We start from the raw sequence: 13,291 nt of genomic DNA, 5'->3' as shown, positions 1-13,291 counted from the left end.
GCCCCCGGCCGTGATCAAGATTGACGTTTTTGGCATTGCCAGAAAAGACAGACCATAAAAAAAGGCACCTCAAAAAACCAAGGGTGTCCAACAAGGAGTAAGCTATGAACATGAAAACCCTGTTACTGGGAGCCGCGGCTTCGGTAGCGATTGCCCCCGCCGCATTCGGCGCCGCCCACGAGGGCGAGCGTGGACGCGACGGCGAGGTGAAAGTTATCTACTGGCAAGCGCCCTCGATCATGACCCCCTATCTGTCGGGCGGCACAAAAGACCTCGAGGCGGCGAGCCTCGTGCTGGAGCCGATGGGCCGCTATGACGAAACCGGCGCGTTGGTTCCCTATCTGGCGACCGAGATTCCCACCGTTGAAAACGGCGGCGTGGCCGAAGATCTGAAATCCATCACCTGGAAGCTGAAAGAGGGCCTGGTTTGGTCCGACGGCACGCCGGTGACCTCGGCGGACCTGAAATTCACCGCTGAATACTGTATGCACCCCGAAGGCGGTTGCGCGCAGGCGTCGAAGTTCGATGGTGTTGAAAGCATCGATATTGTGGATGATCTGACGGTTACCGTTCACTTCACCGACGCCAAGCCAAACCCTTATGGCCCGTTCATGGGCGCGCAATCACCGATCATTCAGGCCGCGCAGTTCAAGGACTGCCTGGGCGCGAAAGCCCCCGAATGTACCGAAGCCAACTTTAACCCCATCGGCACCGGCCCGTTCCGCGTGACAGATTTCCGTCCCAATGACGTGATCCAGATGGAAGCCAACCCCAACTACCGTGACCCCAGCAAACCTGCGTTTGCGACACTGACCCTCAAGGGCGGTGGTGATGCGAATGCCGCGGGTCGTGCGGTGATGGAAACCGGCGAATACGACTATGCCTGGAACATGCAGCTGGCCCCCGATGTGCTGGCGAAAATGGCCGAAGGCGGCAAGGGTCAGGCGATCTCTGCATTCGGGACATTGGTCGAACGGATCGAGATGAACCTGACAGACCCATCGCCGGACCTGCCAGAGGGCGAACGCTCCACCGTGGCGCATCCGCACCCCATCCTGTCCGACTTTAAGGTCCGCAAGGCGCTGTCCATGGCGATCGACCGTCCTTTGCTGGTCGAGGTCGGCTATGGCCAGGCGGGTCGCGCGACCTGTAACCTCGTGCCCGCGCCCGAGCTTTATGCCTCCGACAACACCGAATGTCTGACGCAGGATCTGGAAGGCGCGAAAGCCCTGCTGGAAGAAGCCGGCTGGACCGACACCAATGGCGACGGCATCCGCGACAAAGACGGTGAAAAACTGTCCCTGCTGTACCAGACCTCGACCAACGCTGTCCGTCAGGATTTCCAGGCGCTGATCAAAGACTGGTGGAACCAGATCGGTGTCGAAGTCGAACTGCGCAACCTTGATGCGTCGGTCTTCTTTGGGGGCGACCCCGGTTCGCCCGATACCTTCCAGAAGTTCTATGCCGACGTTGAAATGTACGCGAACAACTTTGACGGCACCGATCCGCAGGCCTACCTGTCTGCCTATCGCTGTGGCAACGAGCCCAAGCCTTCCAGCCAGTGGCAGGGTGAGAACATCAACCGTTTCTGCAACGAAGAATACGACGCGTTGCTGGACGAACTGTCGCGCACGGGCGAGTTGGACAAGCGCGGCGATATCGCCAAGCAGCTGAACAACATCATCACACGTGACACGATGACCATCGTTCCGCTGGTCGACCGTGGTCGGGTTTCCGCTGCGTCCAACACTCTGGGCGGCGTGATCCTGAACACATGGGATTCCGAACTGTGGAATGCCGCCGACTGGTACCGCGTGAAAGAATAATCACGCCCAAGCTCAGAGGAGCACGCAGCGCGCGTGCTCCTCATGACTTGATGCCTGTGTGAATGTGTGCGAAATCGCGCCTCCCTTCGATTTTGACATGCTTCCCCTCCCCTAGACCGACTTGCAAAGGCGCTGTGCATGCTGACCTTCACCATTCGTCGACTACTTTTGTCGATACCAACGCTTTTGTTTATCAGCCTGGTAATCTTCCTGCTGTTGCAACTGGCCCCCGGCGATCCGATGGCCCAGGTGCCGCTGACAGTCCCGCCAGAGGTAAAACAGAAAATGCGCGAGGCGCTTGGCCTCGGGCAGCCGATCTATGTGCAATACTATAAATGGCTGATCCAGTTCTTCTGGGTTGAACCGCAGGTCTTCATCGACTGGGCCACCCGCGACAGCTTCCTTCTGGGCTGGCTGCCCGACACCAGCCTGTCGACCTTTATTGACCCCGACACAGGTGCTGTGCGCCCCGTACAGCGTGCGATCAGCTGGCAGACCCGCAGCCCGATCATGGATATCGTGATCCAGCGGATGCCGCAGACGCTTTGGGTGGTTGGGCTTAGCTATATCGTGGGCATCCTGATCGCGATACCGATTGGCATCTATTCGGCCTACCGTCACTATTCGCTGTTCGATCAAGCGGGCACCTTTGTCACCATGATCGGCTTTTCGATCCCGCCCTTCTTCACCGGGCCGCTGCTGATCGTGATTTTCTCGGTCTCGCTGGGGTGGTTGCCGTCGATCTATGACACGACCCATGTTGTGACCGACTGGGAGAGCTTCAAAATCCAGTTTATGCAGATGATCATGCCCGTGATGGTGTTGGCGCTGCAAACCACCGCGCAGATCAGCCGCTATATGCGCGGCGCAATGCTGGACAACCTGAACCAAGACTATGTGCGCACCGCCCGCGCCAAGGGGCTGCGCGAGAAATCGGTCGTTTTGGTCCATGTGCTGCGCAACTCGATGATCCCAGTGGTCACGGTGATTGCCCTTGGCATGCCCGCGATCTTTGGCGGCGCGATCATTACCGAGAATGTGTTCAAGGTGAATGGTATCGGGCAGCTGCTGCTGACGGCGCTTTTTGCCAACGACCTGCCGATGGTGATGACGCTGACCTTTATCTTCGCCATCCTCATCGTTCTATTCAACCTGATTGCCGATGTTCTATACGGCCTGCTTGACCCAAGGATCCGCTATGACTGAGCAAGCCACCCCCGCAAGCCCGATCGAGGCCGACATCGAACTCTATGGTGCGCTGGTCGATAAAGAGCCGCAAAAGCCGCCGCGCAGCCAGTGGATCGACGTCTGGCAGCAGTTCCGCAAGCACAAGGGCGCTGTCTTTGGCGGAGGCTTCCTGCTGTTCATCACCCTCGCGGTGTTGTTCGGCCCCTACCTTTGGGATGTCGACCCCAAGGCGCTGGATATCCGCAACAAGAACTGGCGCCCCGTGTATCAACTGCTGTTCGACAGCGAGGCCAAGGCCGGTTGGGCACATCCCTTTGGCACCGACCAGCTGGGCCGTGATATCATGGCACAGATGATCGCCGGCGGGCGTGTGTCTATGGCGGTGGGCTGGCTGGCCATGGGGCTGGCGCTGGTCATCGGATCGGCCATCGGCGTCATCTCGGGCTATTTCAAACGGCTCGATTTCTGGCTGATGCGCTTTACCGATCTGGTGCTGTCGCTGCCGATCCTGCCGCTGACGCTGCTGGCGGTGACCCTGTTCCGGCAACCGCTCAACGCACGGTTTGGCCCCGAAGGCGGGATGTTCATCCTGATCGTCGGTATCATCGGGCTGACCTCGTGGATGCAGACCGCGCGGATCGTGCGCGGCGACATTCTGGCGCTGAAAGAGCGCGAGTTCATCCTCGCCGCGCGGTCCATCGGGACGCGGTCGGGCAAGATCATCCGCAAGCACCTGCTGCCCAACGTCATCTCTCCGATCATGGTCTCGGCCACGCTGGGACTGGCGACCGCGATCATCACCGAAAGCGCGCTGAGCTTTCTGGGCGTCGGCTTCCCGTCGGACTATCCGACATGGGGCAAGCTCTTGTCCGATGCCGTGTCACGGATGCAGGAATTCCCCGAGCGGGTGATCCTGCCCGGCGTCGCGATCTCGCTGACCGTGCTGAGCGTGAACTATCTTGGCGACGGGCTACGTGACGCGCTGGACCCGCGGCTGCGCGGACGGTGATCCGGATCGGACCGGCGCCTTTGGGGGCTTCTGTCGGGTTTGAGTATTTGAGAAAGGGTGAAGGGGGGCTGCGGCCTCCCTTTGTCGTGGGGGCGCAAAAGGCTTGAACTTGGGCGGTTTACGCGTCAGGGAACTGGCGTGCTGTCGTCAAGGGGATCACGGGGATGTTTGAACAATTCGGTTTTGAGACCACCACACCGCAACAGGCGGCTGTCTGGTTCGCGCTGGCGATTGGGGTGATCTTTGGCATACTCGGGCAGATCACCAAATTCTGTTTTCGCCGCTCCCTGATTGGCGAGGACCGGCGCGCCGCAAAAGGGGTCTGGCTGACAGCGCTGGCCTTTGCCGTGCTGGGGACGCAGGTCGCCGTCGCCATGGGCTGGATCAGCTTTGCCGACCACCGCTTTATGGTGGCGGATGTGCCCTATCTGGCGATTGGCATCGGCGGCCTGCTTTTTGGCGCGGGGATGGTTTTGACGCGGGGCTGTATCTCTCGGCTGACCATTCTGGCGGGCTCCGGCAATTTGCGCGCGGCCTTGGTCGTGGTTGTCTTTGCCGTTGTGGCCCATGCCACGTTGAAAGGCGTGCTGGCCCCGATGCGCGTGGCGCTTGGCGGTGTGACCCTTGGGCTTGGCGATTACGTCAGCCTTGCCGCCCTGCCCGGGGGGGTGATGCTGTGGGGCGGGCTGATCGTAGTGGCGGCCCTTGCCGTGGCGCTGCGATCGGGCAACCGCTGGACCCATCTGGTGATGGCGGCAATGATTGGCCTGCTGGTCCCGCTGGCCTGGGTCGGGACGGGGTTTATCCTGTTTGACGCATTCGACCCTATCGCGATGGAAAGCCTGTCGTTCACCTCTCCTTCGGCCGATGCGCTGTTCTGGGTGGTGGCCAGCAGTTCGATCCCCGCGGGCTTTGGCGTCGGGCTTCTGGGGGGCGTGGCCCTGGGGGCCTGCGCGTCGAGCCTGATCTTTGGCGGCTTTGGCTGGCAAAGTTTCGAGACACCCGCCCAGACCGGCCGCTATCTGAGCGGAGCAGCGTTGATGGGTGTGGGCGGTGTATTGGCGGGCGGCTGCACGCTGGGGGCCGGATTGTCCGGCGTGCCTACGCTGTCCCTTGCCGCTATCCTTGCGATTGTGATGATCGGTGTCGGCGTGCTGGCGATGCATGCCACCCTGCGTGCCACCCCGGCGGGCAGCTGACCCTATTTGATCTTGTGGCGCAGGCGGCGCAGCAGCCCCCAGACCAGCAGCACCACCACCGGGACGGCCCCTGCCGAGAGCGTGCCCTTACTGACCCCGATACGGTCGGCCAGCGGGTAGAGCATATAGCCCACCAGCGACACCGCGTAATAGCTGATCGCGACCACGGACAGCCCTTCGACCGTGTGTTGTAGGCGCAGTTGCAGGTCAGAGCGTTTGTCCATGCTGGCCAATATCGCCTGATTTTGCGCGGATCGTTCCACATCGACCCGTGTCCGCAACAATTCGGCCGCGCGGCTGGCGCGGGCGGACATTTTATTGAGCCGTGTTTCCGAGGATGTGACCGTACGCATCGCAGGCTCGTAGCGGCGCATCATGAATTCATCAAACCCTTGCCGCGCCATGAACCGCGTTTCGCGCAAAGCCCCGATCCGCTGTGCGACGATAGCTTGATACGCCTCTGTCGCGCCCAGACGGTAAGACGCATCGGCCGAAAGCGCCTCTAGCCCGACAGAGATATCCAGCAGCCGGTGCAGCGTGTCTTCGGCCATGGCAGAGGTGCCTGCCATACCCGCCATCAGATCGTTCAGCTCTGCATCGATACGGTCCAACTGCCCCGCGAATTCGCGCACCTTGGCAAAACCGAGCATCGACATGGATTTATAGGTCTCTATCTCGCACAGACGTTGCACGATGCGGCCCAAGCGGCGGCTGCCCGTGCCTTCGCTGGCAAAGATTGCCATGCGCATGTGGCCCGCGGGGTCGATACGGAAATCGCTGGCGATGACGGCAGCATCTTCAAGCACCGATGCCACGGCGAGGCTTTCGGGGACGAACCAGTCTTGCAACGCCTCGGCGATCTGCGCGTCCTGTGGCGGACGGGGCACCAGCCGCAGCAGAATAGAGGTGATCCGCTGCGCGTTCAGGCCCGCGCGCCAATCCTGCGGGAAGACATCAAACTCTGCCGGATCAAAGGGGCGCTGGCCGAGCTGATCCAGAAACACGGTATAGGTCACGAATTCGGTATGCTGCTCCCACTTCAGCGTGTATTTCCCCATCGGGCCGAAATAATGGGTCGCGTCCGCGGCGGGCAGCGGCGCACCATAATGGGCCAAGAGATCACGAAGCTGTTGCAGATCGACAGACCGGTCCCGCCGCGCGGCCTCCCCCAAGGGGCGCACGGCCAGATAGGCCGCAACATGGGGTGCGGTGAGCGAGGGGAACGGGCGGGCGTGCAGCTCGCTATTGAGCGTATAGCGCAGGGGGTGATCGTCGAGGGCGGGCACGATGCGGGCTTTCTACAAGGGGTCAATCAAAGCAGTCTATCGTGACCACCGCCATTCGCCTAGATATATTTCACATATCTTTCATAGGGTTAACCGTATACCGCGGAATACCGGACCGGTTTCAGAACCGATTGACCGGTATCTTGAGGTAAGCGTGACCGTCGTCTTCCGCCTCCGGCAAGCGCCCCGCCCTAAGGTTCATCTGCAAGACATGCAGCATCCGGTCGGGCAGCGCGAGGGTTTTGTCCCGCGCCTCGCGTTGGTCGACGAAGCTTTGCTGCGACACGCCACCGCCGATATGGGCGTTGTGCCGGCGTTGTTCGGCCACGGTGGATTCCCACATGGGTTGGCTGCGATACTCGGTGCCATAGTCATGGCCGATGAACAGACGCGTGGCATCCGGCAGGGCAAGGATATCTTGCAGGGACTGGTAGAGTTCAGCCGCGGTGCCACCCGGAAAATCGGCGCGCGCTGTGCCCACGTCAGTCTGCATAAAGCTGTCATGCACAAAAGCCGCGTCAGAGCCTACGACATAGGTGATCGACCCTAACGTGTGCCCCGGCGACAGCATCACCCGCACGGGCAGCTCGCCAATGGTGAATGTATCGCCATCCTCGAACAGGTGGTCGAAATCGGCGGCGGGATCAAAGGCGTCGGGCATGTTGTAATAGTCACGCCAGAGCTCTGCGATCTCTCTCACCTTTGCCCCGATGGCATTGGGCTTGTTCAACCGCTGTTTTAATACGTGTGAGGCCATGAGATGGTCCGCATGGGGGTGCGTGTCGAGGATCCATTGGATCTCGTAGCCCGCGGCTTCCGCGTGGCGCAGGATGGTATCGACATGCTGCGTGTCAGTCGCCGCACTTTGTGGGCTGAAGCCCAGAACCACGTCGATCACCGCCGCCTTGGAGGTCGCCGGATCCGCCACCAGATATTGGATGCTGCCGGTATCGTCATCGTAAAAGCCGGTCACTTCAGGGGAACCGGGGCCGGTCGAGGGGCTGGTGCGTGAAAACTTCACATTCAAATCCTCCTATATGACAATTCAACACGTGCCACCGGCTTGAGTTCCACTGCCTTCGCCCCAAAAGCAAAAGGGGCGGCGCATTGCTGCACCGCCCCTTGGTTTGTCGTCTGTCGTGTGATCAGTCGATCAGCGGCAGCAGCTTGTCGAGGCTCGCCTTGGCGTCGCCGTAAAGCATCCGCGTGTTGTCCTTGAAGAACAGCGGATTCTCGATGCCGGAATAGCCTGTCCCCTGCCCGCGTTTGGACACGATGACGTTCTTAGCCTTCCAGCATTCCAGAACCGGCATACCGGCGATGGGGCTGTTGGGGTCGTCCTGTGCGGCAGGGTTCACGATGTCATTGGACCCGATCACGATCGCCACGTCGGTCGACGGGAAATCATCGTTGATCTCGTCCATTTCCATCACGATGTCATAGGGCACTTTGGCCTCGGCCAGCAGCACATTCATGTGACCCGGCAGACGCCCCGCAACGGGGTGAATGGCGAAACGCACGTTCTTGCCTTTTGCCCGCAGCTTCTTGACCAGCTCGCTTACCGCTTGCTGCGCCTGAGCGACCGCCATCCCGTAACCGGGGATGATGATGACGCTGTCGGCCTCGTTCAACATGGTGGCCACACCGTCGGTGTCGATCGCGACCTGCTCGCCCTCGACCTCCATCTGCGGACCGGATGTCCCGCCGAAGCCGCCGAGGATCACGCTGACGAACGACCGGTTCATCGCTTTACACATGATGTAGGACAGGATCGCACCAGACGAGCCGACCAGCGCCCCCACGACGATCAGAAGATCGTTGCCAAGGCTGAAACCAATCGCCGCCGCAGCCCAGCCAGAGTAGCTGTTCAGCATCGACACAACCACGGGCATATCCGCGCCGCCGATACCCATGATCAGGTGGTAGCCGATGAACAGCGCCGCCAGGGTCATGATGAACAGCGGCAGGAAACCACCGGTGTTGAAGTACCAGATCAGGCAGAGCAGCGACAGGCCAGCAGCCGATGCGTTCAGGATGTGGCCGCCCGGCAGTTTTGTCGCCGACGTATCCACGCGCCCCGCCAGCTTGCCATAGGCGATGACCGACCCGGTAAAGGTGATGGCACCGATGAACACACCAAGGAACAGTTCAACCCGCAGGATCGCGATCTCGACGCTGTCTTTCTTGGCCAGCAGCGCTGCGAACCCTTCGGTCGCCTTGCGGGCGGTGTCATCCATCGCCAGCACGTTGCCCAGTTCGATATGCGCGTTATAGCCGACGAAGACCGCCGCCAGACCCACAAGGCTGTGCATCGCGGCAACCAGTTCGGGCATCTGCGTCATCTGCACTTTTGTCGCCAGTTGATAGCCGATGGCACCGCCACCCGCGATCAGGATCAGCGACAGCAGCCAGAAGCCAGCCCCCGGCCCGATCAATGTCGCAGCCACGGCCAAAGCCATGCCCACGATCCCGTACCATACAGCGCGCTTCGCGCTTTCCTGACCCGACAGCCCGCCAAGGCTGAGGATGAAGAGGATGGCGGCGACTACGTAAGCCGCTGTTGTAAAACCAAAATCCATTTACCTGAACCCTTTACGATTTTTGGAACATGGCAAGCATGCGCCGTGTCACGAGGAAGCCACCAAAAATGTTGATCCCGCACATAAAGACCGACAGCGCGGCCAGAATAATCACCAGGAACGACCCGGACCCGATCTGCATGACCGCCCCCAGAATGATGATCGACGAAATCGCATTGGTCACAGCCATCAGCGGTGTGTGCAGGCTGTGCGCCACACCCCAGATCACCTGGAAGCCGATAAACACGGACAGCACGAATACGATAAAGTGCTGCATAAAGCTGGCCGGCGCGACCAGACCCACCGCCAACAGCAGCACGCCACCGATGGCCAGCAGGCCGACCTGATTGCGGGTTTGTGCCTTGAACGCGGCCACTTCGTTGGCGCGTTTCTCTTCCGCTGTCAGCTCTTTCGGCTTGTCTTTCTTCGGAGCCGCCGCAATCGCTGCCACTTTCGGTGGAGGTGGTGGGAAGGTGACTTCCTTGTCATGGGTGATGGTCGCCCCACGGATCACGTCGTCTTCCATGTTGTGGTTGACCACACCGTCTTTTTCCGGCGTCAGATCGGTCATCAGGTGACGGATATTGGTCGCATAAAGCGTCGAGGCCTGCGTTGCCATCCGGCTGGGGAAATCGGTGTAGCCGATGATGGTCACGCCATTCTCGGTCACGATTTTCTCGTCCATCTTGGTCAGCTTGCAGTTGCCGCCCTTTTCGGCCGCCAGATCGACGATCACCGAGCCGGGCTTCATCGCTGCGACCATATCGTCGGTCCACAACTCAGGCGCTTCGCGGTTGGGGATCAACGCAGTGGTGATGACGATATCGACCTCGGGGGCCAGCTCCCGGAATTTGGCCAGCTGCGCCTCGCGGAATTCAGGCGAGGAAACAGAGGCATAGCCACCGGAGGCAGAGCCGTCCTGCTGCTCTTCCTCGAAATCGAGGTAGACGAACTCGGCCCCCATCGATTCAACCTGTTCGGCCACTTCTGGACGCACGTCAAAGGCCAGCGTGATCGCGCCAAGGGATGTGGACGTGCCGATCGCGGCCAGACCGGCAACACCGGCACCGACAACCAGAACCTTCGCCGGAGGCACCTTGCCCGCCGCCGTGATCTGACCGGTAAAGAAGCGGCCAAAGTTGTTGCCTGCCTCGATCACCGCACGGTAGCCCGCGATGTTAGCCATGGACGACAGCGCGTCCATTTTCTGCGCGCGGCTGATCCGGGGGATCATCTCCATCGCGACGACAGTGGTGCCTTTCTCGGCCGCCTCTTTCATCTTGGCCTCATCGGCCACAGGGCTGAAGAAAGAGATCAGCGTCTGGTCGGACCGCAACATCGCCATTTCTTCGGTGTTGGGGACGCGGACCTTGGCCACGACATCCGCCGTCTCCCAAAGCTCGGCCGCCGTGTCGATCACCTCTACCCCGGCTTCGACATATTTATCGTTGGAAAAACCAGCCGCCTCGCCTGCGCCAGCTTCGATCATACAGCTATGACCAAGCTTTTGCAGCTGCAACGCTGATTCCGGAGTCATCGCAACGCGATTTTCCCCTTCAAATGTTTCTTTTGGCGTCCCGATCTTCAATCCAGAGTCCCCCGTTTGTGCTTCTACGCCCAGTGTGGCGCAATAATATTACCCAGAGCGATAGCGCTTGGGTTCCTATAGTACAAGAGACGGACATAATTAGAACAGCGTTTTGCAGCGTCAATAGCGCTAACAGCCCGATTTTTAGGTTTACGACGTTGCGTGAAAACCCGCGCGCCCTTGCGCCTGCCCCCTGCTGCCGACAGCATGCCCCCCATGATGATCCATTTCATAAGGGAGAGCAGAATGGACCTACAGGGAAAACACGCGCTGATCACGGGCGGCGGCACCGGCATCGGGCTGGACATCGCACGGGATCTGGCCGCACGGGGCGCACATGTGACCATCACAGGCCGCCGCCAAGAGGTGCTGGACGAGGTCGCAGGCGACAATATGACCGGCATGGCAATGGACGTGCGCAGCGAGGAAGACGTGGTCGCCAAGATCGCCGCCGCCGTCAAAGCCCACGGTCCGATCCAGATCTGCATCCCCAACGCCGGCATCGCCGAGGGTAAGGCCGTGCATAAGACCGACATGGAATTCTGGCGCAATATGATGTCGACCAATCTCGACGGTGCTTTTCTGACCATCCGCGAGTCGTTGAAAACCATGCGCGATACCGACTGGGGCCGCGTCATCGCGATCTCTTCGATGGCGGGCCTGAAGGGGCTGCCCGGGGCGGCGGCCTATTCGGCGTCGAAACACGGGATGATCGGTTTGGTCAAATCGCTGGCGGCGGATTATCTGGGGCAACCCTATACGTTCAACGCGATCTGCCCCGGCTATGTCGACACGCCCATCGTGTCGCGCAATACGGCGTCGATCTCGGAACGTGCTGGTATCTCGGAAGAAAAAGCGCGCGCGATCATGGTCAACTCCAACCCGCACAAGCGTCTGATCGAGGTGTCCGAGGTCACAGCCGCGGCCGCATGGCTCACCGGTCCGGGGTCGCAAAGCATCAACGGACAATGCATCCAGGTCACCGGCGGCGAGATGTAATCCCCCACCGGTCATGATTTGTTAACTTTGGGGCGGCTAAGGTCGCCCCATGCACAAGATCTCATACCCGATAGCCCCGCCCCCAAGCGCCGTCGCTTTTCAAAGCTGCCGCGAACGGTGCCCCCAGCACGCGGGCAAACCACGCGCAGCGCAGCCAAGATCTGCCGCGCCGCCGGATTTCCTCTGGCAGAAGATCGACACGCTGACCGCCCGCTATCTAGCAAGGTCAGGCCCCTTGCATGTGCCGCGCATCACGCTGTCGGGGTAACCTGTCAGGCGGATTTCAACATTCGCTGATGCTTGCTGTCCGCCCAGGCCTGCGCCGCCTCACCAAAGCGTTCGAACAGGGGACGCGACACCGGATCATTGCCCGCGTCCCATTCGGGGTGCCACTGCACGGCAAGGGTGAACCCCGGCGCGTCCTTGATATATATCGCCTCTGGCGTGCCGTCTTCGGCAAAACCGTCGATCACCACACGCGGACCCGCCGCCTTGATCCCCTGCCCGTGCAAGGTATTCGTCCGCACCTTCGGGGCCCCTAAGACCTCGTGGAAGACGCCCCCTTGGGTAAAGGTCACATCGTGGCGCAGCTCGAACTTCTGCTCCATCGTGCCGTCGGGGGGCATACGGTGGTTCATACGGCCGGGCAGCTCACGGATTTCGGGGTAAAGCGTGCCACCCATGGCGACATTCACCTCTTGGAACCCCCGGCAGACACCAAAGAACGGCTGCCCGCGTTCAACGCAGGCGCGCACCAGCCCCAGGGCGATAGCGTCGCGCGCACGGTCAAAGGTGCCATGCGCCTCGGTCGCGGGTTCGCCGTATTCCTCGGGGTGTACATTGGGCCGCCCGCCGGTCAGCAAAAAGCCGTCACAGGTCTCCAACAGCTCTTCCACTGATACAAGCGACGGGTCGCTCGGGATGATCAGGGGCAAACAGCCAGACACCTGCGCCACGGCGATAGTGTTCATCGTGCCGGCGGCATGGATCGGATATTGATCGTTCAACAGGCTGGTGTTTCCGACAATACCAACAACAGGACGCGCCATATTCAGCCTCAGAGTTTGATTTCGCTCAAAGCCTACCGCGTCCTCAATCCGACCTCAACACCCCAAAGCGGGCGTTATTCCTCGCCTTTCAGCCCTGCCGCTTCGATCCCTGCCAGCGCTGCCTTGACGTCGTTGTCCGAGGTATCCCCCGTCACGCCCAGCGCGCCAATCACCACGCCGGCCTCATCGCGAAGCAGCAACCCGCCGGGCACAGGCACCACCGCCCCGCCGTACACACCGTTCACTGCTGCCATAAAGTAGGCCTGCTGTTCGGCCCGCGCCATCTGCGCGCGCCCTGCCATCCCCAGCATCACCGCGCCATAGGCTTTGCCGTGGGCGATTCCGAAACGCCCCGGTGCGGCACCGTCTTCCCGCTCGAAGGCTTGCACGTGGCCGCCCGCATCAAGCACCACTGCCGACAAGGGCTTCAGCCCCAGTTCGTGCCCCTTCTTGAACGTCTCGGCGATCATCGTCCGCGCCTGCTCTAATGTGACTGCCATGCTATCCTCATTGTTACTTCATTTTGCCAACTAAACTCCGGGGAGCGCGGGGGGGGGGGCGCCCCCCC

11 protein-coding genes are annotated in these 13,291 nt (G+C 60.9%); 5 read left to right on the top strand and 6 right to left on the bottom strand.

Going from position 1 to position 13,291, the window contains the following annotated elements; genetic code table 11:
- The first annotated feature begins 104 nt into the window (after positions 1 to 104).
- The 4 genes from B4F27_RS15390 to B4F27_RS15375 all read left to right on the top strand — a co-directional run bounded on the left by B4F27_RS15390 (position 105) and on the right by B4F27_RS15375 (position 5,222).
- Positions 105 to 1,826, top strand: coding sequence for a peptide ABC transporter substrate-binding protein (locus B4F27_RS15390; RefSeq protein ID WP_009824888.1), 1,722 nt, complete (start codon positions 105 to 107; stop codon positions 1,824 to 1,826).
- Positions 1,827 to 1,964: 138 nt separating this feature from the next.
- Positions 1,965 to 3,032, top strand: coding sequence for an ABC transporter permease (locus B4F27_RS15385; protein ID WP_005854056.1), 1,068 nt, complete (start codon positions 1,965 to 1,967; stop codon positions 3,030 to 3,032).
- The gene (locus B4F27_RS15380) at positions 3,025 to 4,023 is read left to right on the top strand and encodes an ABC transporter permease (protein ID WP_005854057.1); all 999 of its coding nucleotides are present in this window, start codon (positions 3,025 to 3,027) and stop codon (positions 4,021 to 4,023) included. The genes B4F27_RS15385 and B4F27_RS15380 overlap by 8 nt, the downstream gene beginning before the upstream one ends.
- A gap of 164 nt (positions 4,024 to 4,187) precedes the next feature.
- Positions 4,188 to 5,222: a YeeE/YedE family protein gene (locus B4F27_RS15375; RefSeq protein WP_286760066.1), complete on the top strand. Its 1,035-nt coding sequence runs from the start codon at positions 4,188 to 4,190 to the stop codon at positions 5,220 to 5,222.
- 2 nt (positions 5,223 to 5,224) lie between these two features.
- Here B4F27_RS15375 and B4F27_RS15370 read toward each other — a convergent pair whose 3' ends face one another.
- The 4 genes from B4F27_RS15370 to B4F27_RS15355 form a co-directional block, all read right to left on the bottom strand.
- Positions 5,225 to 6,508, bottom strand: coding sequence for a DUF3422 family protein (locus B4F27_RS15370; RefSeq protein ID WP_286760065.1), 1,284 nt, complete (start codon positions 6,506 to 6,508; stop codon positions 5,225 to 5,227).
- 121 nt (positions 6,509 to 6,629) lie between these two features.
- On the bottom strand, positions 6,630 to 7,529 hold the full coding sequence (locus B4F27_RS15365) for an MBL fold metallo-hydrolase (RefSeq protein ID WP_286760064.1): 900 nt from the start codon (positions 7,527 to 7,529) through the stop codon (positions 6,630 to 6,632).
- Between the two features lie 124 nt (positions 7,530 to 7,653).
- Complete coding sequence (locus B4F27_RS15360) at positions 7,654 to 9,087, bottom strand: NAD(P)(+) transhydrogenase (Re/Si-specific) subunit beta (protein ID WP_286760063.1); 1,434 nt, start codon at positions 9,085 to 9,087, stop codon at positions 7,654 to 7,656.
- 13 nt (positions 9,088 to 9,100) lie between these two features.
- A complete protein-coding gene (locus tag B4F27_RS15355; protein ID WP_286760062.1) occupies positions 9,101 to 10,675 on the bottom strand; it encodes a Re/Si-specific NAD(P)(+) transhydrogenase subunit alpha in 1,575 nt (524 codons plus the stop codon).
- 246 nt (positions 10,676 to 10,921) lie between these two features.
- On the opposite strand from B4F27_RS15355, the gene B4F27_RS15350 reads away from it, so the two are divergent.
- Positions 10,922 to 11,674, top strand: a complete 753-nt coding sequence (locus B4F27_RS15350; RefSeq protein WP_005854063.1) for an SDR family NAD(P)-dependent oxidoreductase — start codon at positions 10,922 to 10,924, stop codon at positions 11,672 to 11,674.
- Between the two features lie 272 nt (positions 11,675 to 11,946).
- Here B4F27_RS15350 and B4F27_RS15345 read toward each other — a convergent pair whose 3' ends face one another.
- Positions 11,947 to 12,723, bottom strand: coding sequence for a gamma-glutamyl-gamma-aminobutyrate hydrolase family protein (locus B4F27_RS15345; RefSeq protein ID WP_064215574.1), 777 nt, complete (start codon positions 12,721 to 12,723; stop codon positions 11,947 to 11,949).
- Between the two features lie 74 nt (positions 12,724 to 12,797).
- On the bottom strand, positions 12,798 to 13,223 hold the full coding sequence (locus B4F27_RS15340) for a GlcG/HbpS family heme-binding protein (protein ID WP_074634462.1): 426 nt from the start codon (positions 13,221 to 13,223) through the stop codon (positions 12,798 to 12,800).
- Positions 13,224 to 13,291 lie beyond the last annotated feature (68 nt).

Source organism: Sulfitobacter sp. UBA1132, from assembly GCF_002311545.1.
Lineage (GTDB): Bacteria > Pseudomonadota > Alphaproteobacteria > Rhodobacterales > Rhodobacteraceae > Sulfitobacter > Sulfitobacter pontiacus.
The sequence above is the reverse complement of the archived record's forward strand: the minus strand, read 5'-3'. Positions and strand labels throughout refer to the sequence as shown.

Coding starts and splice junctions, on each gene's coding strand:
- B4F27_RS15360 (WP_286760063.1), bottom strand. CDS start 9,087: ATGGATTTTGGTTTTACAACAGCGGCTTACGTAGTCGCCGCCATCCTC.
- B4F27_RS15375 (WP_286760066.1), top strand. CDS start 4,188: ATGTTTGAACAATTCGGTTTTGAGACCACCACACCGCAACAGGCGGCT.
- B4F27_RS15380 (WP_005854057.1), top strand. CDS start 3,025: ATGACTGAGCAAGCCACCCCCGCAAGCCCGATCGAGGCCGACATCGAA.
- B4F27_RS15340 (WP_074634462.1), bottom strand. CDS start 13,223: ATGGCAGTCACATTAGAGCAGGCGCGGACGATGATCGCCGAGACGTTC.
- B4F27_RS15385 (WP_005854056.1), top strand. CDS start 1,965: ATGCTGACCTTCACCATTCGTCGACTACTTTTGTCGATACCAACGCTT.
- B4F27_RS15345 (WP_064215574.1), bottom strand. CDS start 12,723: ATGGCGCGTCCTGTTGTTGGTATTGTCGGAAACACCAGCCTGTTGAAC.
- B4F27_RS15350 (WP_005854063.1), top strand. CDS start 10,922: ATGGACCTACAGGGAAAACACGCGCTGATCACGGGCGGCGGCACCGGC.
- B4F27_RS15390 (WP_009824888.1), top strand. CDS start 105: ATGAACATGAAAACCCTGTTACTGGGAGCCGCGGCTTCGGTAGCGATT.